General features: G+C 57.7%; 23 protein-coding genes. 11 read left to right on the top strand and 12 right to left on the bottom strand.

Annotated elements, in window-relative coordinates; translation table 11 throughout:
• Positions 1–34 precede the first annotated feature (34 nt).
• From J9777_RS12290 to J9777_RS12280, 3 genes are all read right to left on the bottom strand, one after another.
• Entirely contained in the window at positions 35–829 is a 795-nt protein-coding gene (locus J9777_RS12290) for a DUF1013 domain-containing protein (protein WP_209349563.1), read from the bottom strand.
• A 193-nt stretch (positions 830–1022) separates the two neighbouring features.
• The gene (locus J9777_RS12285; RefSeq protein ID WP_209349108.1) at positions 1023–1640 is read right to left on the bottom strand and encodes a glutathione S-transferase family protein; all 618 of its coding nucleotides are present in this window, start codon (positions 1638–1640) and stop codon (positions 1023–1025) included.
• Entirely contained in the window at positions 1633–2643 is a 1011-nt protein-coding gene (locus J9777_RS12280; RefSeq protein WP_209349107.1) for an NAD(P)H-quinone oxidoreductase, read from the bottom strand. Before J9777_RS12280 ends, J9777_RS12285 begins: the two co-directional genes overlap by 8 nt.
• A gap of 164 nt (positions 2644–2807) precedes the next feature.
• Between J9777_RS12280 and J9777_RS12275 the strand changes: the two genes are divergently transcribed.
• The 3 genes from J9777_RS12275 (at position 2808) to J9777_RS12265 (ending at position 6134) form a co-directional block, all read left to right on the top strand.
• Positions 2808–3008, top strand: coding sequence for a DUF1192 domain-containing protein (locus J9777_RS12275; RefSeq protein WP_209349106.1), 201 nt, complete (start codon positions 2808–2810; stop codon positions 3006–3008).
• A 113-nt stretch (positions 3009–3121) separates the two neighbouring features.
• Positions 3122–5503: an ATP-dependent Clp protease ATP-binding subunit ClpA gene (clpA, locus tag J9777_RS12270; RefSeq protein ID WP_209349105.1), complete on the top strand. Its 2382-nt coding sequence runs from the start codon at positions 3122–3124 to the stop codon at positions 5501–5503.
• Positions 5504–5618: 115 nt separating this feature from the next.
• On the top strand, positions 5619–6134 hold the full coding sequence (locus J9777_RS12265) for a DUF1993 domain-containing protein (protein WP_209349104.1): 516 nt from the start codon (positions 5619–5621) through the stop codon (positions 6132–6134).
• 48 nt (positions 6135–6182) lie between these two features.
• Here the strand turns inward: J9777_RS12265 and J9777_RS12260 are convergent, their stop codons facing one another.
• The 6 genes from J9777_RS12260 to J9777_RS12235 form a co-directional block, all read right to left on the bottom strand.
• On the bottom strand, positions 6183–6755 hold the full coding sequence (locus tag J9777_RS12260; RefSeq protein ID WP_209349103.1) for a gamma carbonic anhydrase family protein: 573 nt from the start codon (positions 6753–6755) through the stop codon (positions 6183–6185).
• Between the two features lie 2 nt (positions 6756–6757).
• On the bottom strand, positions 6758–8962 hold the full coding sequence (locus tag J9777_RS12255; protein ID WP_209349102.1) for a fused MFS/spermidine synthase: 2205 nt from the start codon (positions 8960–8962) through the stop codon (positions 6758–6760).
• A complete protein-coding gene (locus J9777_RS12250) occupies positions 8963–9532 on the bottom strand; it encodes a GNAT family N-acetyltransferase (protein ID WP_209349101.1) in 570 nt (189 codons plus the stop codon).
• Positions 9529–10089, bottom strand: a complete 561-nt coding sequence (locus J9777_RS12245) for a GNAT family N-acetyltransferase (protein ID WP_209349100.1) — start codon at positions 10087–10089, stop codon at positions 9529–9531. Before J9777_RS12245 ends, J9777_RS12250 begins: the two co-directional genes overlap by 4 nt.
• Complete coding sequence (gene hemB / locus J9777_RS12240) at positions 10082–11077, bottom strand: porphobilinogen synthase (protein WP_209349099.1); 996 nt, start codon at positions 11075–11077, stop codon at positions 10082–10084. The genes J9777_RS12245 and hemB overlap by 8 nt, the downstream gene beginning before the upstream one ends.
• Positions 11078–11148: 71 nt before the next feature.
• Positions 11149–12789: a M23 family metallopeptidase gene (locus J9777_RS12235; protein WP_245228729.1), complete on the bottom strand. Its 1641-nt coding sequence runs from the start codon at positions 12787–12789 to the stop codon at positions 11149–11151.
• A 215-nt stretch (positions 12790–13004) separates the two neighbouring features.
• Here J9777_RS12235 and J9777_RS12230 point away from each other — a divergent pair, with 215 nt between their 5' ends.
• Genes J9777_RS12230 through fdxA form a run of 3 tightly spaced genes read left to right on the top strand, consistent with a single transcriptional unit; the run spans position 13005 to position 16174 of the window.
• Positions 13005–15503: a helicase-related protein gene (locus tag J9777_RS12230; RefSeq protein ID WP_209349097.1), complete on the top strand. Its 2499-nt coding sequence runs from the start codon at positions 13005–13007 to the stop codon at positions 15501–15503.
• Between the two features lie 12 nt (positions 15504–15515).
• The gene (locus J9777_RS12225) at positions 15516–15782 is read left to right on the top strand and encodes a S4 domain-containing protein (protein WP_209349096.1); all 267 of its coding nucleotides are present in this window, start codon (positions 15516–15518) and stop codon (positions 15780–15782) included.
• 53 nt (positions 15783–15835) lie between these two features.
• A complete protein-coding gene (fdxA, locus tag J9777_RS12220; protein ID WP_209349095.1) occupies positions 15836–16174 on the top strand; it encodes a ferredoxin FdxA in 339 nt (112 codons plus the stop codon).
• A 61-nt stretch (positions 16175–16235) separates the two neighbouring features.
• Here the strand turns inward: fdxA and J9777_RS12215 are convergent, their stop codons facing one another.
• Complete coding sequence (locus tag J9777_RS12215; RefSeq protein ID WP_209349094.1) at positions 16236–17126, bottom strand: tetratricopeptide repeat protein; 891 nt, start codon at positions 17124–17126, stop codon at positions 16236–16238.
• Between the two features lie 251 nt (positions 17127–17377).
• Here J9777_RS12215 and J9777_RS12210 point away from each other — a divergent pair, with 251 nt between their 5' ends.
• The 3 genes from J9777_RS12210 (at position 17378) to J9777_RS12200 (ending at position 19221) form a co-directional block, all read left to right on the top strand.
• Positions 17378–17914, top strand: coding sequence for a CarD family transcriptional regulator (locus J9777_RS12210; RefSeq protein ID WP_209349093.1), 537 nt, complete (start codon positions 17378–17380; stop codon positions 17912–17914).
• A 119-nt stretch (positions 17915–18033) separates the two neighbouring features.
• On the top strand, positions 18034–18819 hold the full coding sequence (locus tag J9777_RS12205) for a head GIN domain-containing protein (protein ID WP_245228728.1): 786 nt from the start codon (positions 18034–18036) through the stop codon (positions 18817–18819).
• 57 nt (positions 18820–18876) lie between these two features.
• A complete protein-coding gene (locus J9777_RS12200; protein WP_209349092.1) occupies positions 18877–19221 on the top strand; it encodes a hypothetical protein in 345 nt (114 codons plus the stop codon).
• Here J9777_RS12200 and J9777_RS12195 read toward each other — a convergent pair whose 3' ends face one another.
• Positions 19222–20175 carry an L-threonylcarbamoyladenylate synthase gene (locus J9777_RS12195; RefSeq protein WP_209349091.1) on the bottom strand — a complete coding sequence of 318 codons (954 nt, stop codon included), beginning with the start codon at positions 20173–20175 and terminating at the stop codon, positions 19222–19224.
• Positions 20176–20249: 74 nt separating this feature from the next.
• Here J9777_RS12195 and J9777_RS12190 point away from each other — a divergent pair, with 74 nt between their 5' ends.
• On the top strand, positions 20250–22004 hold the full coding sequence (locus tag J9777_RS12190; RefSeq protein ID WP_245228727.1) for an acyl-CoA dehydrogenase: 1755 nt from the start codon (positions 20250–20252) through the stop codon (positions 22002–22004).
• On the opposite strand, the gene J9777_RS12185 is transcribed toward J9777_RS12190, so the two are convergent.
• The gene (locus J9777_RS12185) at positions 22005–23465 is read right to left on the bottom strand and encodes a PQQ-dependent sugar dehydrogenase (protein ID WP_209349090.1); all 1461 of its coding nucleotides are present in this window, start codon (positions 23463–23465) and stop codon (positions 22005–22007) included.
• A gap of 61 nt (positions 23466–23526) precedes the next feature.
• On the opposite strand from J9777_RS12185, the gene J9777_RS12180 reads away from it, so the two are divergent.
• Positions 23527–24009, top strand: a complete 483-nt coding sequence (locus J9777_RS12180; RefSeq protein WP_209349089.1) for a GAF domain-containing protein — start codon at positions 23527–23529, stop codon at positions 24007–24009.
• The last annotated feature ends 123 nt before the right edge of the window (positions 24010–24132 follow it).

The following is a 24132-nucleotide window of genomic DNA, read 5'->3' as shown; positions in this document are numbered from 1 at the left end:
CCAGCTCAGTCTCTTTTTGCCAAGTGCGGCAAATTTACGCGCTGTCGCCAGCGCTTTCTTCAGTGCTGTCCTGCGTAGCCTCTTCGGCACTCTCTTCGGCAGGCTCCTCATGCGGATTCTGCTCTGCCGCTGCAGCGCTGCCATCGGCTTCACCCGCACGCTTGGCTTCAAGCCATGCAGCAGCTTCGGCTTCCTGCGCAGCTTCAGCCGCAGCTTTTTCTTCCGCTGCACGTTCCGCGTGGAGTTCAGCAATCAGCTTATCCTTATCGCTGACTTTCTCGACGACCGGAGCCGCGACTTCGGCATCTTCATCCACTTCGGGAGCAGGAATGTTCTTCGCCGCTTTGGCAACAACCGCGTCGAGTTCGCGCTGCGAACACAGACCCAGCGTTACCGGATCTTTGGGCTGAATGTTCTGGATGTTCCAGTGTGTCCGGTCACGGATCGCGTTGATGGTATTGCGCGTCGTACCGATCAGCTTCGAAACCTGCGCATCTGAAATCTCGGGGTGATTGCGCAGCAGCCAGGCAATGCCATCGGGCTTATCCTGCCGCTTCGACACCGGCGTGTAACGTGGGCCCTTGGTCCGGGTAACTTCGACCGGAGCCTTTTGCATCACCAGACTATAGGTCGAATCTGCTTCGCCCTTGGCAATCTCTTCCTGCGTCAATTCGCCAGAATGCAACGGGTCACGACCAGTATATTTGCTACCCGCAAGATCATCAGCCATCGCCTGCACTTCGAGGATATGGAGGCCGCAAAATTCAGCAATCTGTTCAAAAGCGAGGCCGCTATTGTCAATCAGCCATGTTGCCGTCGCGTGCGGCATGAGAGGTTTGGCTTGAGCTTTGGTTTGCGCCACGGGAAGTCTCCGGAAAATACGGGCAAAAATAATAGGGCCGCCCCTTGCGGAGCGGCCGTCGTAGGCATGATCTAGGGCATGCGCTGCATTTCGGCAAGCAATTACGCTGCTTCACTGATGGTGCCTAATGTCAGTCAGGACAACTGAGGCCCCAGCGCGCTCAATCCATGGCGATAAAATCCGATAGCGCCTGCACACGCTCAATCCACGCCCATATATGCGCATAGTCGGCGAGCGGAAATCCGCCTGCATCTGCGACATGCGTATAAGGGTAGAGCACGATATCAGCGAGGCTCGCAGCATCGCCCGCCATCCATTCGCGCGTCGCAAGGTGCCTATCCATCAATTCGAGCGCATCCTGGCCCGCAATCCGTTTCAGCTGGATTTGCGCCTTCTGCTGCTCTGATAAATTCGCCTCACCAACAAATTGCATCCAGAACCGCAATGTCGCGATGTTGGGTTCGTGGCTATATTGTTCAAAGAACATCCAGCTGAGCATCTCTGCCCGGGTGAAGCGGTCATCTGGAATGAGCGAGGAGCCCTCTGCCAGATACCAACAGGCTGCATTGCTCTCCGGCAGAAAGCGATCGCCTATTTGCAAAGTCGGAATACGGCCATTCGGGTTCACATTGGCCATAAAGTCAGGCGTGCGTGTCTCGCCTTTCAGAATGTCATATTGTCTGGATTCAAGAGCGAGACCGAGCAGCGCCGCGGTCAGCTTTATCTTGTAGCAATTGCCGCTGCGTGGATCTTCGTGAAGCGTGTAGCGCTCAGCCATTTCCGGTTTCCAATACGATTTTCCCGATATGGCTGCCGGCTTCCATGTGCGCATGGGCCGCGCCCGCCTCGCGCAGTGGGAACACCCGGTCCATTTCAGGGCGCAGCGAGCCATCTTCGACATGTGGCCAAACGGTGCCGAATATTTCATCGCACAGCAGAGCTTTGAACTCGTCAGGCCTCGCGCGCAAAGTCGAACCCGTCAATGTCAGCCGCCGCGCCATGATTTGTGCCATATTCAATTCCGCCTTCATCCCGCCGAGCACGGCAATGGTTACATGGCGGCCATCTTCGGCGAGGCAGGCGAGGTTGCGCGGCACGTAGTCGCCTGAGACCATGTCGAGCACCAATTGCGCACCCTTGCCCTCGGTGATGCGCTTCACTTCCTCTACGAAGTCGGCTGATTTGTAATTGATCGCATGATCCGCGCCGATTGTGACCGCTGCAGCACATTTCTCGTCGCTTCCACACGTCACGATCACGGTCAGGCCGAACAGCTTGCCCAGCTTGATCGCCATTGTGCCGATCCCGCTAGTCCCGCCGTGCACAAGCAGAGTTTCTCCCTCGCACGCCCAACCGCGCTCGAACACATTATGCCACACGGTAAACAGCGTTTCCGGCAGTGCCGCCGCTTCGGCAAGCGACATTCCCTCCGGCACAGGCAAACAATGCGCGATCTTTGCAATGCAGTATTCGGCATAGCCGCCGCCGGTGACGAGAGCGCAAACATGCTGCCCTATCGAATCCGGCGTTACGCCCTCACCCTGGGCAACCACTGCACCCGCAATTTCCAAACCGGGGATCGGCGATGCGCCTGGAGGGGCCGGATAACGCCCCATCCGCTGGATCACATCGGGACGGTTGACCCCCGCATAGGCGACGCGGATCAACACTTCGCCCTCTGCGGGTTGCGGTACAGCCAGGCTCTCCGCACGCAGCACATCCGGCCCGCCGGGCTCGTCAAAGCCTATGGCCTGCATCGTCGCTGGAATTCCGGTCCTCATTCAAAACCCCCTCGAGTCTCCGCTCGATTATGTCGTCTATTGTGCTGCCTAACGTTCAAACAGCACCCGATCTGTGGCTAAGTCGTAACAGATCACTTGTTTGTCGCCGAACTACCCCCACCTGACATTGACAGCAAGCACTCCCCCTTGCGAGTTTGTAAATTATGGAAAACGACGACCTCCCCCGCCACACCGGCGACGCCGCGAGCAAGCTCGCGACCGAGGATCTCGGCCCCTATTCGCAAGACGAGCTGGCGGAACGCATCATTCTGCTGGAAGCGGAAATCGCCCGGGTGAAGGCGCACCGTGACAAAGCATCGGCGCATATGGCCGCTGCAGATGCCTTATTCGGGAAAAAGAGTTGATGGCGGCAATCGTTCACAGCTCTCGCTTCGATACCTATTTAGGTTTGGTTAACCATGCCTGTTCATACTTCCTCGAAAGAGGACTTAATTATCTAGCGCAGAAAGATAGCTAAATGCCCAGTTTCGCTCAGAACCTCGAAAAGACGCTTCACAACGCTCTCGCGAATGCGTCCGACCGGCGGCATGAATATGCCACGCTGGAGCATTTACTGCTCGCGCTGATCGAAGATGAAGACGCGGCAGCAGTAATGAAAAGCTGCGGCGTTGATTTGGGTGAATTGAGCGAGGTGGTGAAAACCTATCTCGACCAAGAATACCAATCGCTCAAAACAGAGGAAGATTCCGACCCGCAACCGACCGCCGGTTTCCAGCGGGTGATCCAGCGCGCTATCCTGCACGTACAATCCTCGGGCAAAGACACCGTTACCGGCGCCAATGTGTTGGTCGCATTGTTCTCCGAGCGTGATTCCTACGCAGTCTATTTCCTCCAGCAGCAGGATATGAGCCGGCTCGATGCAGTCAGCTTTATCAGTCACGGCATCGGCAAGGGTGGCAAGCAACTCGATGTTGGCACGCCGCAAGGCGCTGAAGACACGACCGGGGACGAGAAACCGGGCGAAGGTGGCGGCAAGAAAGAAACCGCACTCGACCAGTTTACGGTCAATCTCAACAAGAAGGCCGAAGACGGCAAGATCGATCCACTGATCGGCCGCGGTCCGGAAGTGGACCGGACGATCCAGATTCTGTGCCGCCGCAGCAAGAATAACCCGCTCTATGTCGGCGATCCCGGCGTCGGGAAAACCGCGATTGCTGAAGGCCTCGCGCGCAAAATCGTTGAAGGCGATGTGCCTGAAGTGCTCGCCGATGCAGTGATTTACTCGCTTGATATGGGCGCACTCCTCGCGGGCACGCGCTACCGTGGCGATTTCGAGGAGCGGCTGAAGCAAGTCGTGGGCGAGCTCGAGCAAATGCCCGAAGCGGTTCTGTTCATTGACGAGATTCACACCGTGATCGGTGCAGGCGCAACGAGCGGCGGGGCGATGGATGCCTCCAACCTGCTCAAGCCAGCGCTTAGCGGCGGAACAATCCGCTGCGTCGGCTCGACCACGTACAAAGAATTCCGCAATCACTTCGAGAAGGACCGCGCGCTGCTGCGCCGGTTCCAGAAAATCGATGTGAACGAGCCCACAGTCGAAGACACGATCAAGATCCTCAAAGGTTTGCGCAGCGCGTTCGAGGATCACCACAAGGTCAAATACACACCCGATGCGCTGAAAACCGCCGTCGAACTATCGGCCCGTTATATCAACGACCGGAAGCTGCCCGATAAGGCGATCGACGTGATTGACGAAGTCGGCGCGATGCAAATGCTGATGCCGCCAAGCCGCCGCAAGAAGAAGATCACCGCGCGCGAGATCGAGCAAGTCATCGCAACGATGGCGCGCATACCGCCCAAATCAGTCTCCAAGGATGACAAGAAAGCGCTCGAAAATCTTGGGCGAGATCTGAAGCACGTTGTATTCGGTCAGGATGAAGCGATTACCCGCCTCTCCACTGCCATGAAACTAAGCCGTGCCGGTCTGCGCGATCCGGACAAGCCGATCGGCTCGTTCCTGTTCAGCGGTCCTACCGGCGTCGGTAAGACCGAAGTCGCGCGCCAGCTAGCCTCAATCATGGGTATCGAACTGAAGCGGTTCGATATGTCCGAATATATGGAGCGTCACAGCGTCAGCCGCTTGATCGGTGCGCCTCCGGGCTATGTCGGTTATGACCAAGGCGGTTTGCTGACCGATGCCATCGACCAGAACCCGCATTGCGTGTTGCTGCTCGACGAGATCGAGAAAGCCCATCCGGATCTGTTCAACATTCTGTTGCAGGTAATGGATAATGGCCGTTTGACCGATCATCACGGCAAGACGGTCGATTTCCGCAATGTTGTGCTGGTCATGACCACCAATGCCGGTGCGTCCGATATGGCACGCAGCGGGATCGGGTTTGGCGATGTGTCGAAGGAAGACGCAGGGACAGAGGCTGTGAAGAAGATGTTCACACCCGAATTCCGCAACCGCTTGGATGCGATCGTACCGTTTGCCTATCTCGGCAAAACCACGGTCAGCCGCGTGGTCGACAAATTCATCCTGCAACTCGAGCTGCAGCTGGCCGACCAAAATGTTCACATCCAGTTCGATTCGGATGCACGTGATTGGCTCGCTGCGAATGGGTACGACAAGCTCTACGGCGCACGTCCGATGGGCCGCCTAATCCAGGACAAAATCAAGCAGCCGCTCGCAGAAGAACTTCTGTTCGGCAAACTGACCGGCGGCGGCGAAGTGCATGTGAGTGTGAAGGATGGAAAGCCCACCTTCGAACTGACCCCGGCCCCCCCGAAGGCCACAGCAAAGAAGAAGCCGAAAAAGAAGCCGGCGGCAAAGAAGGCACCCCCGAAGAAGCCTGACGCGGAAACCGGCGATGACAAAGCCGACAGCAAAGACTGACGGAACTCAGTTCGGTACAAAATGGGGCGTGAGTCTGAACGGACTTGCACCCCTTCTTTTCCAGTTGCAATTTGCAACTTGATTGCATAGATGGGTGGGTGAAGGAGACCTCCCCATGAACCTCTATGAACAATCAATTCCCGTATATCGCCAAGGTTTGACGATGTTGTCCGGCCTGTTGACCAAAGCCGAAGCGCATTCAAAAGGTGATGCCCTGCTCGAAGCCAAGCTTGCGGACGACATGCATCCGTTGGCGGTGCAAATCCGCTTTCTGTCCAACCAGCCGGGCGAAGCGGCCGAGCGGTTGACTGGGCGCGCTTTCACGTCGCGCGATGACAATGATGCATCTCTCGCCGATGCCAGAAACGTTCTCGCCAAGATGGACGAGCACCTTGGCGCGATTAAGGAAGGCGATATGAAAGACGGCGACAGCCAGACGGTGATGGATCTGCCTAATGGCATGCAGTTCACGATGACTCTGTCTGAATATATCCGCGATTGGGCGATGCCGAACTTCTACTTTCACCTGACCACAGCCTACGCGATCCTTCGCGCAGAAGGGCTAGAGATCGGGAAGGCGGATTTCGTCCCGCATATGTTCAAATATGCGACCAAGATGCCCGACAGCTAACGCTGCAGCCAAGCAGTTGCGCGGCGCAACATCTGGTGTCGTGACGCCTTAGGAAATGTCAGCCTCGCCAACCGCGGCACTGTGGTGTTTGGCGTTCTCGACATAATGCGCCACGCCGACGCGCATCCCTGCAATCGCCGGGTCAGGGAGATCACGCAGGAACTTCGCCGGGCGCCCCGCCCATAGCTGGCGGGGTTCCATCACCTTGTTCTCGGTGAGCATCGCGCCAGCCGCCAGCATCGCATCGCTACCAATTCGAGAATTGTTCATCGCAATCGCGCCTAAACCCACAAAGCCGCGATCTTCGATCACGCATCCATGAACCATCGCCATATGGCCGATCAAAACATCGTCGCCGATGATGCACGGTGAACCGCCCGGTGATCCGGGGCGCTCGGGATCGCAATGGACTACGGTGCCATCCTGAATATTGGACCGCTCGCCGATCACAATCCGGCTGACATCCGCGCGCAGCACGCAATTATACCAGATCGAGCTATCCGCACCGATCTCGACATCGCCCACCAGCACACTGCCTGGTGCGACGAAGGCGCTATCGTGGATTTGCGGACTCTTGCCATGAATGGGAATGATGGCGACGCCGGGTCGGGAGTTTTTCATACTCACTTACCGAGCACATTTTCCCACTGGATGAAAGGGAGGATCGATGCGAAATCATCGGTCCAGACCGTATCCACACGTTGCGGTAACTGTTGCCAATCGGCACTCTCTTCCGATTGAGCCAGTTCCTCTATCTTTGCTGGATTGGGAGACAGCGCGACCCACATCGAAGCGGTGATGCCCGCTTCCTTATCGGCATTGTCAATCCGCACCCGAGCAGTCAGGCCCTGCTCATCGGCCAAAGCCGCAATCACCGGCTGCAGATCCATAAATCGGTTTGAAATGTGCACCATTACCACACCGTCAGCGCCGACCATCCGACGGTACAATCCGAACGCTTCTGATGTCATCAGATGAACGGGGATAGAGTCCGAGCTAAACGCATCGACAACCAACATGTTGAAGCGACCGTCTTCCATGCCCTCCAGCACCACCCGTGCATCACCAATATGCATTTCTGAATTGGGGCTGCAGTGGCTGACAAAACTGAACGAGCCGTCGCGCGAATATTCCACCACCTTGGGATCGATCTCGAAGAACTCCCAGCTCTGTCCGGGCTTCCGATAGCAAGCGAGTGTCCCGACACCGAGACCAACAACACCAACACTTGCTTCCGGTCCGACAAGCTCTGGCGCAGCAGCCAGCGCCAAGCCTACACCCGACGTTCGTCCGTAATAGGTAGTTGGATCGAACTGCTCTGCGGGATTGGTGTTCTGCGCACCGTGAACGGTCGTGCCATGGATCAAGCGGCGTCTGTCGTTCACAGGATCGTCGGTCACTGTGTAAATGCCGAAATAGCTACGATCGCGATCACCTTTGATTGAGGTCGCCAACGTCGCATATCCGCCGCGGGCAATCATCAACACCAGCAAAATCGCTACCATCGCCCAGCGATTACCCAACACAAGTACGCCGCATAATGTGACCGCCAAGACCATTGCGTAGAGCCCCAGAGTGCTCTCGCTCGCGACAAAGTGATCAAGCAGATTGGCGAACAAAACCGCGGCCAGCAAAATCACCAAGACCGCAATTCGCTTGCTGCTCTCGCCGAAACCGAACCGCTTCATCCAATCGATCAGCGGTGTGTTTGGTAGCAAGGCAGCAGCTGCAAGGACGAGGAGCGGGTGCTCCCAAACCCAATCAAACAGGGCGGGAGCCAGCAAGGCGGTGAACGCGCCGCCCAGGACGCCGCCCGCACTCATCACCAGATAGAAAAACGTCAGACGCTCAACTCCCGGCCGATCCTGATAAAGCCGCCGATGCAGCGCCACCGCAGCGACAAACAGCAGACCCACAGACGCCAAAGCAGCGTTTAGACCGCCCGAACTGCCGCTGACCATCGCCAAGCTGCCCAGCAATATTACGGTTACAGGCGCCACTTTCGCCAACACCCAGCCAATTGTGCTGTTCTCGTTGAATGCGAACACGAAGCTCAACAAATATAGACCTAGAGGAATAACCCACAGCAACGGCATCGCCACAATGTCAGTCGTCAAATGTGTCGTCGTCGAAAGCATCAAGCCTGACGGCACGGCGGCTAACGCCAACCACAAACATATCCGCCGTGCGCCGATCGGTTCTGCCTTTTCACGGCCGTCAGCATCGTCCGTCTCGTTGGCCGCTTTCCAGCGCGAGACGGCCGCTAAGACCACAAGGGCTAACAACAGCCCATAGCCAACGCTCCAAACTGTACTTTGATCGGCCAGCGCGTAGTTCGGTTCCAGCAGCAACGGATAAGCTAACAATCCCGAGAAGCTGCCGATATTTGATGCCGCATAAAGCCAATAGGGGTCGCCCGCACCCTCATTGGCGGCATACCACCGCTGGATCAGTGGTGCCTGAGCGGAAACGACAAAGAACACTGGGCCAATTGTCGCGAGAAACAGTAGCGGCACCCAAACCACTTCGAGTCCCGGCGAAGGGGGTGGTAAATCGGCCAGCGCAATCGGCAATGTTAGGCCGGCGAGAACCAGAAGCGCGATATGGATGCTTGCTTGCCGTGCGATTGTGAAACGCGAAAGAGCATGGGCATAAGCATATCCACCCAGCAACAGCGCCTGATAGACCAGCATTGCGCTGTTCCACACCGCTGATGCCCCGCCGAGGCGCGGCAAAGCCATGCGCGCAACCAATGGCTGCACCAGAAACAGCAGAAAGCTGCCCGTGAGTATTGTAGCAACAAACAGCCACCGCCGTGTGTGTGTCATCTAGCCCGCTTCCCGCCAATCATCGCGACCGATCCGATAGACGATAATCGTTGAATCTTCGTCACTGAAATCATCGTTCTCGAAATCGAGATCTTTGCGGCGCTTCATGCCAAGGCGCTCCATCAAGCCCCAGCTGCCAATGTTGCCATCAACCGTGAGCGCAAGGATATGCGGCGCGTCAAATCGTTCGAAGCCGACGCGCAAACTCGCCTGCGCCGCTTCTCGGGCATAGCCCTTGCCCCAAGCATCTTCGCGTAGCCGCCAACCAATCTCGTGCTCGCCCATCGGACCACCTTCTTGGTTGGACATCTTCAATCCGCAAAAACCGATGATCTCGCCGGCCAGATGACCGCCGTCCGATTTGCGTTCAACCACCCAGAAAGTGAAGCCATGGTCGCGTTGATATCCCTCCAGCCTGCCCCGCATCCATGCCTGCTTTTCTGCATTGAGGACTCCACCGAGCCAGCGCATAACCGCAGGCGTGTTGGTATGTTCAAGAAAAGGCGGCCAGTCCTCGTCACGCCAATCGCGCAAGATCAGGCGCTCGGTTTCCAAACGGAAGCCGCTCATGCTGCACGCGCCAACCAGTCGTGGCTGTCGAGCCGATAGACAATCGTTGGACTATCGCGCTCAGCAAAGGCCGGATCGACAAAATCGAGATCCTTGCGCCGAACCATTCCAAGCTTTTCCATAAAGCGCCAACTTGGCGCGTTCCGCTCGCTGGTGAGTGCAACGACGTGCGGCGCAAGTTCGCGCGCAAACGCCATATCGAGCGTCGCGCAAACAGCTTCACTGGCATAACCCATGCGCCATCGATCTTCACGGATCAGCCAGCCGACCTCCAAATCGCCAATGTTCTTTGCCAATGGATGATCAACGCGTTTCAGGCCACAATGCCCAACCATATCTCCAGTCGCTTTTTCGATTGCCATCATGAAGCCAAAATTCTCGCGGGCGAATGATGCCTCGACCTTGGCGTGCTTGGCTTCGATCTCATGGAGCTCTTTCGGGCCGCCCAGATGCTCCATTACTGCTGGAGTGTTCAAGCATTCCATTTGCAGCAGCGCATCGCCGTCCTGCGGCTTGCGAAGGACAAGCCGGGCAGTCTCCAAAACCAGATCACCCATTCAACAGCTTGGCCGCATGTTCCGAATGGTAGGTCAGCACACCGGTGCACCCAGCGCGTTTGAAGCTCATCAAGGTTTCGAGCACCAGCGCATCGCGATCGCCGGCACCAGCTGCCGCAGCGGCTTCAATCATCGCGTATTCGCCGCTGACTTGGTACGCGAAGGTCGGAACTTCAAAGCGCTCTTTCACCCGGCGAACGATATCGAGGTAAGGCAGTCCAGGTTTGACCATTACGCTGTCCGCGCCTTCGGAGATATCGAGCGCGACTTCGCGTAGCGCCTCTTCGCCATTGGCTGGATCCATCTGATAACTTTTCTTATCGCCCTTCAGTAGACCACCTGACCCCACTGCATCACGAAACGGCCCGTAGAAGGCAGAGGCATATTTGGCCGCATAGGCCATGATCTGCACATTGACGTGGCCTTCGCCTTCCAGAGCGGCACGGATCGAGCCAATCCGGCCATCCATCATGTCCGATGGTGCAATAATGTCGGCACCGGCGACCGTCTGATTGAGGGCCTGCCCAACCAACACTTCGACAGTCGGGTCGTTCACCACATAACCGGCATCATCGAGCAAACCATCTTGACCGTGCGCGGTGTAGGGATCGAGCGCGACATCAGTCAGAATGCCTACATCCGAGCCGCACGCGTCGCGTATCGCCTTGATGGCTCGGCACATTAGATTGTCGGGGTTGAGGGCTTCCGCGCCATCGTCCGACCGGCGGTCAGGCTGCGTGTTTGGAAACAGAGCGATGCATGGAATACCAAGCTGTACCGCTTCTTTGGCGCGTGCAGCGATTCCATCGACCGACCAGCGCGATACGCCTGGCAGAGAGGCGATAGGCTCTTCCACGCCACTCCCTTCAGTCACGAAGAGCGGCCAGATCAAGTCTGCTGGCGTCAAGACGGTTTCGCGGTGGAGCGCGCGGCTCCAGCCGGAGGCACGCGTACGGCGCAGGCGAGTGTCGGGGAATAATCCAGTCATCGCCGCATCATGTGCCGCAATTACCAGCGCGGTTCAATCCGCGGTTCGATTATCGGGCGCAGAAAGCTGCGTCAGCTGATCTTCTTAGGCGTTTCCAGCTTATCGATCTCACGCTCAGGCTCGCCCATTTCCGATGGTTTCTGCTCCAGATCAGCGAGCGCAGCGCCTTCTTCTACCGTTTTGAGCTTGGCCAGCGCCGCGCGAAATTTCCGCAGGTCCTCGCCCGAAAGCTGTGCGCGGGTGACAAAGCGAACCGATGCAGGGTTCACCGAACGGCCACCGCGATACATCTCGTAATGCAAGTGCGGTCCGGTTGAGAGCCCGGTTGAACCAACATAGCCAATGATCTGCCCGCGCTGGACCGATTGACCGCGCCGCACGGCGATCCGGCTCATATGGCAATAGCGTGTCGCAAGATTGCCTGAGTGATTGAGACGAACCGCTTTGCCACAGCCACCCATGCGCCCGGCACCGACAACACGGCCATCAGTCACTGCCACAATCGGAGTGCCGGTGCGTGCCCGGAAATCGAGACCCGCGTGCATTCGGCGATATCCTAGGATCGGGTGGCGGCGCATACCGTACCGAGAACTGATCGGACCCGGCACAGGTGCGACAAGCCCGCTGCGCTGCTCACCAACTCCTGACGCTTCGTAGAAGCGGCCATCTTTGCCCCAGCGCATCAGCTGAGTCTTTGGCGTTCCGCTGCGATCGATACCCGCATAGAGCAACTTGCCCGCCTGGCGCTCACCAGTAGCGGCGCGGCGATGCGATACAATAATATCGAATGTGTCGGTCGACCGCACTTCACGGTCCATATCGATCTGGTCGCCCAATGCGGAAAGATATTGCTGGACGGCACTGGCTGGAGCCCCTGCTGCACGGGCAGAGCGATACAGGCTACTGCCGACCGTACCGCGAATCCTCAGCGGCGTGTCATCAACCCGGATCGGGATACGTTTTAACGCCAGATTGCCATCAACGCGCTCGATCTGCAGAGCGAGATCGAAGCGCGCCCGAAAGCTGAGATTGTCGAGGGGCCGTGTTTCACCCGGAGCGGGACGGCGGCCCAATGTGATATCCACCTGCGTGCCCGACTCGATATCGCTCAGCGACATGGTTCGGCCGATCAATTCGCTTACTCGGTCGGCATCGCGCGAGCCGACACCAGCCCGCTGCAACATCCGCCCAAAACTGTCACCGCGCGCCAACGTCGCGAGCATATCGAGTTGCGGGCGCTCCGGTGCACTTTGGAGCTCCACTACCGTCGGTGTTGCGCCCATATGCCGTCCGCTATCCGCGCCGAGCGCGAGGGGCATGATCATCTGGCTACGAAACTCGTCACGAACGCTGTCATTCACGTCCATGACCGGTGCGGCCTCGAGCGGTGAGAAGTCGGGCCACATTGCGAGCGCAATGGCGGAGAGCCCCAACATCGTGCCGAGACCGCGGAACCAGCGCTTGCTGCCAATCGATTCTGCCAGATCGGGCGTCAGATCGACTTTCTCCAACCTCTCCGAAGCAGAAAAACGCCATTCGTCGAATTTTTCGGTGAGGCCGCTAGCGCGTTGGAGAACTTGCGGGCGGTCGTCATCAATAATCTGGTCGTGCGTAAGCGCAACGGTACGCCATGACGTCTCGCCATTGCCCCCATCATAGGGCGCGTCTATTGCTGCATCTTCTGCAGCGTCGCTTTTAGGCGGTGTGTACAACCCGCTCTCCAATTGAAGTCGCGCGTGATCAGCGGACGACTTGACCCATTGGCCGACCCAATGGCCCGTCTATGCGTGGTTTCTTGCAGAATTAAAGTTAATTCCGCCCTAATCTGCGGCGGGCGGACTCGGCTTTGAGACGGGCTGTTGATCGCGTGCGGCGAGCGGTTGCCGGGCGGGCAAGCGAGTGCCACATTGGTCGCGAAGCACACCACATGCGCAACCAATCCACCATTAAGGCCGTCCTGGGACCCACCAACACTGGCAAGACCCATCTCGCCATCGAGCGGATGTGCGCGCATTCGAGCGGTGCGATGGGGTTTCCGCTGCGACTGCTCGCGCGCGAAGTCTATGACCGGGTGGTCGGGATCAAAGGCGAGGCGCAGGTTGCGCTGATTACGGGCGAAGAGCGGATTGAGCCGCCCAATGCGCGCTATTTTCTGTGCACTGCAGAAGCCATGCCCAAGAATGGCGGCGACCATGCCTTCGTCGCGCTCGATGAAGCACAGCTCGGCGGAAACCGCGAGCGCGGCCATATCTTTACCGACCACTTGCTCCATGCACGCGGTCGTGAGGAGACGTTGTTATTGGGCGCTGCGACGCTGGCACCGCTTGTGCGTTCGCTCATTCCAAAGGCGGAGATTTCCGAACGCCCGCGTTTTTCTACACTCACCCATATTGGCCCACGCAAACTCTCCCGTCTGCCTCCTCGCAGCGCGATTGTCGCCTTTTCGGCCGAGCAAGTTTACGCGGTTGCCGAGATGCTCCGCCGTTTTCGTGGTGGCTCCGCCGTTGTCATGGGCGCGCTGAGCCCGGAAACCCGCAATCGCCAGGTCGAACTCTTCCAATCGGGCGAAGTTGATTACATCGTCGCAACAGACGCGATCGGGATGGGTCTAAATCTCGACATCAATCATGTGGCCTTCGCATCGCTGAAGAAATTTGACGGCGTGCGGATGCGGCGATTGCGCCCTGCCGAAATGGCGCAAATCGCGGGTCGGGCGGGCCGGCACCAGCGTGATGGAACGTTCGGTACGCTTTCGGGTGCAGGCGATACCAAAGCGGAACCGGCCGAATTTACTGAAGAAGAGATCTACGCAATCGAAGAGCACCGGTTCGCGCCGATGACCAAGCTGTATTGGCGCGACGCGCAGCCGCGTTTCGATACGCTCAAAGTCCTGATCGGCGATCTCGAACGCATTCCGCATGAACCCGAATTGCAGATCATGCCCGAGACGGTTGATCTGGCGGTTTTAAAGCGCTTGGCAGATGATCCTATTGGCAAGGACGTCAAGACGGCGTCGCAAGTCCGTAGATTCTGGGAAGTTTGTTCGCTGCCAGACTTCCGCCAACAGGGCGCCGAGACGCATTCGCGCTTCGTCGCGCGACTGTGGCAGGATCTGCGGCACGACTATATCGGCGCCGATTATGTTGCGGCGCGGATTTCTGAACTCGACAATATGCAGGGCGACATTCACGCGCTGCAGGGGCGAATTGCCGCGATCCGCAGTTGGGCTTACATTTGCCAGAGACCCGATTGGGTTCTAGCGCGCGATGAAATGGCCAGCCGCGCAAGGGGCGTCGAGGCCAAGCTGTCCGATGCACTGCATGGGCGGCTGACCGAACGTTTTGTGAGTAGAAGGACTGCAATCCTGATGAAATCTTTAGGCCAGGACGCCTCGTTGTTAGCCGTGAATCTGTCTGATGACGGCGTACTCTCGGTTGAGGACGAGCCCATTGGCGAGGTGAAAGGGTTCCGTTTCACGGTTGATCCAAGTGCCAATCACACCGATCGTAAGATGCTGCTGTCAGCAGGCGAGAAGGCTCTGCCGCGTATTCTCGGCGAAAGAGCGCGCAGATTGGCAGATGGAGGACTCGATACGCTTGAACTCCGAAAGGGTGCGGTCTGGTGGGAGGCGCAGCGGATTGCCAAACTCGATCTCGGCACCAATCCGGCACGCACGAAACTGGCACTAGAGCGTGATCTGGATGTTCTGAACGAAGCAGATCGGGCAATATTGACCAAAGCGCTTGAGGGATGGCTCGCAAAACAGATCGAATCTATAGCGCCGCTCGGCAAAATGGAGGACGCAACGCATGACTCAGATGCCGGATCTGAAGCGCGCGCCTTACTGCTCACGCTGATTGCCGGTCACGGCTTTGTCACTCGCGAAAAAGCGGGCCTGCAACACTTACCCAAGGAAATGAGGCCTTTCCTGCGCCGCCTTGGTGTCACTTTCGGTGCGCTCGACATCTTTGCACCAGTGCTGCTCAAGCCAGCACCACGCAAAGTGCTCCACGCGATGGGGGTTGATCGCAGGCCGCTCAACGATGCGATGATTCCAGTCATCGATGGCGCGGGCAAGCATCCTTCTGGCTACCGGCCCGCCGGCAAGCAGGCCGTGCGGATCGATATTGCCGAGAAAATCCTCCGGGCCACGCATGATGCGCGTGCAAAGACAGGCAAGAAGCGTTTCTTTGTCGACCCGGCATTGGCGATTTCGACCGGGCTTACTCCCGATAGCTACAAAAGACTGCTTGGTGCCGCAGGGTTCCGCATTCACGCGGCAAAGGCTCTACCCGAAGGCGCTTTTGGCCCGGCGACCCCCGATTCGTGCGAATGGCGCCCATCGCGGCGCAAGCAGGAACGCTCAAAGCCAACCAAACCGCGCGAAGGCAACGCGTTTGCAGCTTTGGCGGTTCTTGTCCGGTAGTATGAAATCTGCATGAGGATCGACCGGCTGCTTTGCTATTTGCGCTTTGCCAAAACGCGCAGTCAGGCGCATCAGCTGGTGGACGAAGGGCACATACGCTGTAACGGCAACCGGATTGAACGCGACAGCTATACAGTGTCGGTCGGAGACGTACTGGTCTTGCCGATAGGAAGCGGCGTGACCGTGATAGAAATTCTCTCCATTCCCGAGCGCCGTGGACCGCCCGCTGTCGCACAGTCATGCTATCGCGTTCTTGACCCGCAAGGCGAACGACCATAGCAGGCCAAAGAGAATTTCTTCCGAGCGTTTCAGAATAAAAGGAATACGCCGCAATGACATATGTCGTCACCGATGCGTGCATCAAATGCAAATATACCGATTGCGTCGAAGTCTGTCCGGTGGATTGCTTCTATGAAGGCGAGAACATGCTGGTCATCAACCCCAGCGAATGTATCGATTGCGGCGTGTGCGAGCCAGAGTGTCCCGCCGAAGCAATTCTGCCCGACACCGAAGATGGCCTCGAGAAAATTCTCGAGATGAATACCAAGTACTCGGCGGAATGGCCAAACATCACCAGCCAGAAAGAGCCGCCTGCCGATGCAGACGACTATAAAGGCATGGAAGGCAAAATGGAGAAGTTCTTCTCTGCCGAGCCCGGAGAAGGTGACTAGAGGGCGACTTGGCTCAGCGCTAAATGCCGCGCTAACCGCTCAAAATCCAGATGAGTGTTGACTAGCTTTCCAGCTCGGCCACGATGTCGGCCGCTTGTTTGCGGCGCTCTTCATTGTAGTCGACCTGTGCCGCGATCCGGCCCCATTCGAGAATATGCGGAGTATAGGCAGGATCGATCACTGTCTTTCCATCGCGCTTGCTCGCTGCATCGGTAAGGAATGACAGCATCAACCGATAAGGCGCATCATCACGGCCAAGCCGGTGAGCAATTTTGTACCAATCGCGTGACTTCGTGGTGTCGCGACCAACCCCGTCACCTTTCTCGTAAATCTGGCCGAGCAAATAGCTGGCATTGCCCTGTTCCTGGTTGGCCGCTCTGGTCAGCCATTCACGCGCCTCGACGGGCTTGCGCTCGGTCACTTTGCCCATCAGCAAATACCCGCCGAGATCGGTTTGCGCGTTCTTGTCGCCAAGATCTGCGGCGAAGCGGCATAGTTCCAAACCGCGTCCCACATCAACATCACCGCCCTGCCCTTTGATCAGCATGTTGCCACGCGCGCAATAGGACATGAGCCAACCGGCCTCGGCCGCCTGCGCATAGAGAATGCGCGCTTTGGCGTGGTTTTCTGCTCGGCCGCGTCCGTTGTAAAAACAGGTTGCCATGTTGTGCAACGAATCAGCGCGGGCGTTACCCACGCGTTCGAAGTAATCGCATGCCTTCACTTCATCTTTTGGCCGATTCAGAAGTCCTGCCTCATATATCTCGCCAAGATATTCCAGCGCGCCAACATCGCCCCTATCGGCCAACTTCTCCAACTCTGCGATGAAGGCATCGGGTTCAAGCTCGCTGCGCCGTTTCATCACGGCGACCACCTCGTCCGAAACCGACGGATCGAACGCTATAAATTGTGGCGCCTCATTCGCCATCAATACCGGCAATAGGGCAGTCATGAGGTGCATATTGGATGTTCTCAATTATGGCAGGAAGTAGCGACAAGAGCACATCTTCACGGGACTCGCAATTTTGTTGAAATTGTGCTACATAATAATGCAACCGCGCCGGTTGGTCCCGGCGTCAGGTGGATATTAGAAAGGCGCAGACCACCCAATACACACAAATCGCGCTACGACCGCATCAGGCGATGCGGGCGCTAGAGCATTTGACTGTTTTGAAGTGATCGGCCCGCACGAAAGGACTTTTTATGGCAGCCAAAGGCCTTGCCTTCGATGTCGGCGACTATGTCGTCTACCCCAAGCACGGTGTCGGCCGTGTTACCGAGATTCAGAATGAAGAAATCGCAGGCATGGACCTCGAGCTCTACGTTCTCCGCTTTGAAAAGGAGCGAATGACGCTCCGTGTGCCAACAAACAAAGTCGAAGCCATTGGCATGCGCAAACTGTCGAGCGACAAGACTTTGAAAGAGGCGATGGAAACGCTCAAAGGCAAGCCCAAGGTCAAGCGAACCATGTGGAGCCGTCGTGCGCAAGAATATGAAGCGAAGATCAATTCGGGCGAGATTGTTCTCATCGCCGAGGTGACTCGCGATCTGTTCCGCCCGGACGACCAGCCCGAGCAAAGCTATTCGGAACGCCAGATTTTCGAAGCAGCCTCCAGCCGCCTTGCTCGCGAATTGGCAGCAATGGACAAGACCGACGAACCGACCGCTCTCGAAAAGGTTCTGGACATTCTGCGCGAGCACGCGCCGCAATATTATGACAATGACGACGACGATAGCTGATCGACCAGCTGCGTAATCACACCGATAGGGGCCGTCCGATTGGGCGGCCCTTTTTCGTTGCATGGTTGTATCCGACCTCAGGCTGTATTATGTAAGCAATACAGTTATTGGAGGATGGTATGGTTAGTCAGAATTTCAAACGCACAGCTTCTGCAGCGGCACTTGCTTTCGGCTTGGCTCTGGGCGGGTGCGAAATGGACATTCAAATGAGCGGCAGCGACGGCGTACCGCTCGCTGATCTCGATATGTCGGGCGATGCGCCCACTGCACTGGCCATTGCCGGCCCGGACAAGGTCATTATTACCGAAGGCGATACGCTGAATATCACCGTCGATGGTGACGCCGACGCTGCGGCAGAGCTTCGCTTCGATATTGACGGCGACACTTTGGAAATCGGGCGCGAGAGCGGAAATTGGGGCGGCAGCGGCTCAACGACTGTGAACGTCACCATGCCTGTACCCAAATCGCTATCGATCGGCGGATCGGGCACTGTCGAAGCCCCGTCTCTGGCAAAAGAGGCTGATGTAAACATTGGCGGCAGCGGCAATGTCATAATTGCTGCTCTCGACGTCGATGATCTCGATATCAATGTCGGCGGGTCCGGAGAGGTGAGCGCAAAAGGTACGGTCAAAAAGCTCGATGTCACGATCGGCGGAAATGGCGACATTAAGTTTGCCGACGTCCAGGTTGATGATGCCGACATTACCATTGGTGGATCGGGTGACGTTGCCTTTGCCTCTGATGGTACAGTCGAGGCAACCATCGGCGGGTCCGGTGACATCAAGGTGGTCGGCAACGCCAAATGTGAGCTGAGTTCTTTCGGGTCAGGCACTCTCGATTGCGGGCCGGCAGAAGTGACAGCGGACGCAGCCGAGCCCGAAGCAGGCGGCAATACTGCCGAATAACACCGATCATCGACGATTCACTCCAAAGGGGTTATGCAGTCAGGGAAAGGAATTCCAATGTCCCTTCCCACTCGTCGCATAACCCCTTTTGTAGTCGTCGCCCTCGCTTTCACATTGCAGGGCTGCCTCGCCAAAGCTGCGGTTGACGTAGTGACGGCCCCCGTCCGCGTGGCGGGCAAGGCTGTGGACCTTGCGACTACCAGCCAATCCGAAGCTGACGAGAAGCGCGGGCGCGAAATCCGCAAGCGCGAGGAAGAGCTCGGCAAACTCCAACGCGACTACGAAAAGCAGCAGCAGAAATGCGCAGATGGCGACCGGCGCGGCTGCGAGAAAGCGCAGAAAATCTACGCCGAGATGCAGGTCCTGATGCCGAGCGTGCCAGTCGAGCCGGAGTCCCGCTAGTTAGGCAGCGGCTCTGCGGAGCCGGTCGTTGATTGCTTTCCCGATTCCGTCATTCGGAATTGGGGCAATTGCGATTTTTGGACAGTCTGATTGCGCCGCCTGATGAAGGTAGGAGTATAGTTTGGCGGCCGCTTCTCCGAGATCGCCCTTTTCCGACAGGCTGCAAGCGCCTCGGATCAAGCCGAAGCCGATCAGGAATTCTCCTGCCTCACTCACGCGCGCGTTCAATCGCACCGGTTTGCCCGGAGAGTAATGCCGCACCATCTGGCCCGGTGCCTCTATCTCCCCTGTTGCCTCCGCTCCACGTAGCGGTCGACCAAAGAAATGCTCATGGAGCAGGGATACGTCGACCGGCCCGGGACGCAGTTCTTCCCAAGAGCCGTCATGGCGGATCGCCAAGATCGTGGATTCCAAGCCCTTTTCCGAAGCACCCGCATCAAGCACCAGATCAATCCGTCCGTCGAGCGTCGCCAGCACATGCCCAGCGCTAGTCGGGCTGATCGCATTACTGCGGTTCGCCGATGGGGCCGCCAACGGAAAATCACACGCTTCTATCAATGCACGCATAGTGGGATGCGCGGGCATCCGGATTGCAACTGTCGGCAGCCCGGCGGAGATTGGTGCGGCAAGCTGAGCATCCGGCTTTCTTGGCAGGACCAAAGTCAGCGCTCCCGGCCACGCAGCGGCAGCAACCTCCTCGGCATGGCCTACAAACTCTGCGAGCGCCCTAGCCTGCCCCAATGATGCAACATGGACGATAAGCGGATTGATCGAAGGTCGCCCCTTCGCAGCGTAAATCTTTGCCACGGCTTCGTCGCTGTCTGCACGCGCGGCGAGCCCGTAAACTGTCTCTGTCGGTACTGCTACCAACCCGCCAGCGCGCAAGATTTCAGCCGCGCGGGCTATTCCGGCGGCATCCGCACCTATCGTTTCCGTAGCGTCCTTGTCGCTCATGGCGTGGCGCTATAGGTGAGGGGAAGAAAAAGCCAAGGGAATCGCCGATTCAATAGGCGGCAAAGGAACCTCAATTGACACCGTATACAGCGCCTACCCAAGACCAACTGCTCGCTATCACAGTCAATGCCGGTATCGGCGAACTCGCCCAAAGCGAACGCTTCGCCGCGGCTGAAGAGGATATGGTTGAGGCTATTGTCCAGGGCGTCGGCGATTTTGCCGCTGGCGAATTCGCACCGCTCAACCGGATCGGCGATCTTGAGGGCGCAAAGCTGGAAAATGGCGTAGTGCGACTGCCCGAAGGATATGAAGCTGCGTATCGCGAATATGTCGAGCAGGGATGGAATGCGATTGCATCGCCCGAAGAGTTCGGCGGCCAAGCACTGCCCTTCACGCTCGCCTGCAATGTGATCGAAAATCTCGGCGCGGCGAATATGGCATTTACGCTGCTACCAATGCTCTCAGTTGGCGCGATTGAGGCGATTGAACATCACGGAAGTGATGCGCAGAAAGCAGCGTATATGCCCAAGCTGGTCAGCGGCGAATGGTCAGGCACTATGAATCTGACCGAACCGCAAGCAGGTAGCGATGTCGGTGCCTTACGCTCGACCGCCACACCCATCGACGCTAGTCAGTTTGGGGGCGATCACGCAGGCAAATATCTGATTAAAGGTCAGAAGATCTACATCACCTGGGGTGAGCATGAGCTGGCGAAGAACATCGTCCATCTGGTGCTTGCTCGCCTGCCCGGCGCTCCCGAAGGCAGTCGCGGTATCTCGCTGTTCCTCGTGCCCAAATATCATCTCAAAGATGATGGTTCGCTCGGCGGTAGAAACGACCTGCGCTGCGTCAGCCTTGAACATAAGCTTGGCATCAATGCCTCTCCCACATGTGTGATGAGCTATGGCGACAATGATGAATGTATCGGTGAGCTGATCGGTGCGGAGAATCGCGGTCTTGCGGCGATGTTCACGATGATGAACAATGCGCGGATCAATGTTGGCAGCCAAGGTGTGCAAATCGCGGAGCGCGCAACACAGCAGGCAGCGCATTACGCCAAAGAACGCGTACAGTCCTCTCGCGCCGGTTCGCCTGATCGCACGCCCGTGGCGATTGCCGAGCACCCCGATGTGCGGCGGATGCTGCTGCGGATGAAATCGCTGACTGAAGCTATGCGCGCGCTACTGTACTACACAACCGGCCAATCTGACCGCGGGACGCTAGGCGATGAAGGTGCCGGCCAGCGCGGCGAAGTGCTGGTGCCGATGATCAAGGCATGGGGCACCGACACCGGTATCGATGTGACCAGCATCGGCGTGCAAATCCACGGCGGAATGGGCTTTGTCGAAGAAACCGGCGCGGCACAGCATTACCGCGATGCCCGGATCGCGCCGATCTACGAAGGCACGAATGGCATTCAGGCGGCCGATTTGGTCACCCGCAAGCTCGGTTTTGAAAACGGCGAAGTCTACGCGGCCCTGATGGCAGATATCATCCGCGGTGCTGCGGAAGAGCCCGCCTTAAGAGCGCTGGCCGAAGAGTGTGCAGAAATCGCCATCTGGATGCGCGATGATGCGTCGCTCGATGATAGGCTGGCTGGCAGCGTTCCGTTCTGCACCATGTCGGCAGTCGCAGTCGCTGGCTGGCAAATGCTGCTGCAGAAACGCGCAGTCGATGCGGGTAGCGCGCCTGCTTTGGCAGCGACCAAACCGGTTACCGCGCGCTATTTCCTAGATCATGTTGTGCCGGAAGCGGCGGGCCTTAAAGCAGCAGCGACCAGCGGTGCCGCGCTGTTCTACTCCGTCACCACCGAGCAGCTGACCGGCTGATCAATTTACCGGCATCTGGATTTCGCGAGCGAAGTCATCGGTGAAGACAGCGCGGGGGTCGCCGATCAACTCACGCTGAGGCGGCAATGAATCTGTCGCCAAACGCTCGATCGCTGCACCGGGTTCTGCACTCGGATCGATCACTCGCCAGATAATTCCAGCCGTGTCGTCGCTCACCAACAGCGAGCCATCCTGCGCCCATTCGACCCAGGTCGGGCGGCCGCGCGTAGTGCCTTCGCCGGTTAGGAACTCGGTCAGAACTGGCACAGGTTTGCCAAGCGGATTGCCGCGCTCATCAAAGGCGACATAGACCACATCATAGCCTGATGCGGGCTTGCGGTTCCACGAGCCATGGCGGGCAATAAAGGCACCTTGCCCGAATGCTTCGCCCATCCGGTGGCCCTCTTTGGTGAATACCAGACCGAGTGCGGCGACATGCGGCCCAAGAGCATATTCAGGACGACGAGCATATTCCTGCAGATAGGCCGGCATTGGCTCATCTACGCGGCGATCGACATTGTCTTTGAAATAGAGCCAAGGCCAACCGTATCGGGCGCCCAGCGGCACATTGGTCAAGTAATCAGGCACTAGGTCCGATCCGAGCATGTCGCGCTCGTTTACTGTGGTCCACAGCTCATCGCTCCATGGACTCCAATCGAGGCCGTTGGGATTGCGCAGACCGGAGGCGAAGAGCCGCGATTTTTCCTGCACCAAATCATATTCATGGATAGCGGCGCGCCCTTGCTCCATCGCCATCCCTTGTTCGCCAATATTGGAGACCGAGCCAACGGCGACATAGATCTTCGTGCCATCAGGGCTCAGTTCGATATTCCGCATCCAGTGTCCGCCGCCAGGTGGCAGATCCATCAGCTTCTTACCTTCGCCCGGAACGCTCGCGTCGCCCAGCGCGTATGGGAATGCCAGAAGAGCATTATGATTGGCGATGTAAAGCGTATCGTCACCCCAAGCGATGCCCGACGGTGAGTCGAGGGTGTCGGTTAGAACCAATTTCTCGTCAGAGACGCCGTCACCGTCTGTATCGCGCAGCAGCAGCAACTCATTGGCCGATTCGCCTTTGGCACCCGCACGGCTCATCAGCATATCGGCGATCCAGCCGGTAATTCCGCCACCGTCGGACTTTGGCGAACGGGTCAGCGTGACCAGAATATCGCCATTGGGCAGTGCGTAGACGACCCGCGGATGATCGAGGCCTTCGGCAAAGCGTGTGACTGTCAGCCCTTCAGCAGCAGTCGGAAGCTCACCGTCTTTCCAACCGACAGGCTTGGCGATGTTGATCGTCGGAAATGCTTCAGAATTGGGTTCTTCGAGAACCGGATCACCGCCGGTGACCTCGTCTACCGAAAGGCCTGCGGTATCACCGCGACTTAGCCAAAAGATTACGACCGCCAGAACAGCGATGATAGCGAGGATCCAATAAAGGACTTTGCGTTTAGTGCTCATGCGCCTTTGAATAGGCACAGTCAGGGCTTGCGGCAATGGCGCATCGCCTTAGATGGAAGTGATGTTTGATTTTGCACCAGATCCAGATTTGCCTAAAGCCGAGCGCTATCGCCAATTAGTGGGTGCCGCAGCAGCATTGATTGCCGACGAGCCAGATGGCGTTGCCAATATGGCCAATGTCACGGCGCTGATGTGGGAATTCATTCCCGATCTGAACTGGGCGGGATTCTATCGTGTGATTGACGGCGAGCTTGTACTTGGTCCGTTCGTGGGGCGCCCCGCCTGCATCCGAATCGCAATGGGTGCCGGCGTGTGCGGTACCGCCGCTGCCGAAGGCAAAACCCAACTGGTCGGGGATGTTCATGCCTTCCCCGGTCACATTGCCTGCGATTCGGCCAGTCAGTCAGAGCTGGTCGTTCCCGTCATGCGCGATGGCGTGGTCTGCGCGGTGATCGATCTGGACAGCCCCAACCTCTCGCGGTTCGATGCAGAGGATGCTGCGGGCGTAGGGGCACTCGCTGAAATCCTCGAAAGTAAGATCTAACGCCCCGAACCGACCCGAAACGGGACAGCGCGATGCGCACGCTTGGGTAACACACGGATGTAATGGTAAGTTTTCCCTTAACGCCGAGATTCGGCCGGCATTGATTTGCGTGATTACTTAAGG

This window comes from Pontixanthobacter sp. CEM42 (assembly GCF_017812015.1).
In the GTDB taxonomy this organism is placed as follows: domain Bacteria; phylum Pseudomonadota; class Alphaproteobacteria; order Sphingomonadales; family Sphingomonadaceae; genus Pontixanthobacter.
This window is presented reverse-complemented; position numbering and strand designations above follow the sequence as displayed.

Bases quoted from the DNA above. Each gene is read 5' to 3' on its own strand.
- J9777_RS12290 (WP_209349563.1), bottom strand. From the start codon at position 829: ATGCCGCACGCGACGGCAACATGGCTGATTGACAATAGCGGCCTCGCT.
- J9777_RS12285 (WP_209349108.1), bottom strand. From the start codon at position 1,640: ATGGCTGAGCGCTACACGCTTCACGAAGATCCACGCAGCGGCAATTGC.
- J9777_RS12280 (WP_209349107.1), bottom strand. From the start codon at position 2,643: ATGAGGACCGGAATTCCAGCGACGATGCAGGCCATAGGCTTTGACGAG.
- J9777_RS12275 (WP_209349106.1), top strand. From the start codon at position 2,808: ATGGAAAACGACGACCTCCCCCGCCACACCGGCGACGCCGCGAGCAAG.
- clpA (WP_209349105.1), top strand. From the start codon at position 3,122: ATGCCCAGTTTCGCTCAGAACCTCGAAAAGACGCTTCACAACGCTCTC.
- J9777_RS12265 (WP_209349104.1), top strand. From the start codon at position 5,619: ATGAACCTCTATGAACAATCAATTCCCGTATATCGCCAAGGTTTGACG.
- J9777_RS12260 (WP_209349103.1), bottom strand. From the start codon at position 6,755: ATGAAAAACTCCCGACCCGGCGTCGCCATCATTCCCATTCATGGCAAG.
- J9777_RS12255 (WP_209349102.1), bottom strand. From the start codon at position 8,962: ATGACACACACACGGCGGTGGCTGTTTGTTGCTACAATACTCACGGGC.
- J9777_RS12250 (WP_209349101.1), bottom strand. From the start codon at position 9,532: ATGAGCGGCTTCCGTTTGGAAACCGAGCGCCTGATCTTGCGCGATTGG.
- J9777_RS12245 (WP_209349100.1), bottom strand. From the start codon at position 10,089: ATGGGTGATCTGGTTTTGGAGACTGCCCGGCTTGTCCTTCGCAAGCCG.
- hemB (WP_209349099.1), bottom strand. From the start codon at position 11,077: ATGACTGGATTATTCCCCGACACTCGCCTGCGCCGTACGCGTGCCTCC.
- J9777_RS12230 (WP_209349097.1), top strand. From the start codon at position 13,005: ATGCGCAACCAATCCACCATTAAGGCCGTCCTGGGACCCACCAACACT.
- J9777_RS12225 (WP_209349096.1), top strand. From the start codon at position 15,516: ATGAGGATCGACCGGCTGCTTTGCTATTTGCGCTTTGCCAAAACGCGC.
- fdxA (WP_209349095.1), top strand. From the start codon at position 15,836: ATGACATATGTCGTCACCGATGCGTGCATCAAATGCAAATATACCGAT.
- J9777_RS12215 (WP_209349094.1), bottom strand. From the start codon at position 17,126: ATGACTGCCCTATTGCCGGTATTGATGGCGAATGAGGCGCCACAATTT.
- J9777_RS12210 (WP_209349093.1), top strand. From the start codon at position 17,378: ATGGCAGCCAAAGGCCTTGCCTTCGATGTCGGCGACTATGTCGTCTAC.
- J9777_RS12205 (WP_245228728.1), top strand. From the start codon at position 18,034: ATGGTTAGTCAGAATTTCAAACGCACAGCTTCTGCAGCGGCACTTGCT.
- J9777_RS12200 (WP_209349092.1), top strand. From the start codon at position 18,877: ATGTCCCTTCCCACTCGTCGCATAACCCCTTTTGTAGTCGTCGCCCTC.
- J9777_RS12195 (WP_209349091.1), bottom strand. From the start codon at position 20,175: ATGAGCGACAAGGACGCTACGGAAACGATAGGTGCGGATGCCGCCGGA.
- J9777_RS12185 (WP_209349090.1), bottom strand. From the start codon at position 23,465: ATGAGCACTAAACGCAAAGTCCTTTATTGGATCCTCGCTATCATCGCT.
- J9777_RS12180 (WP_209349089.1), top strand. From the start codon at position 23,527: ATGTTTGATTTTGCACCAGATCCAGATTTGCCTAAAGCCGAGCGCTAT.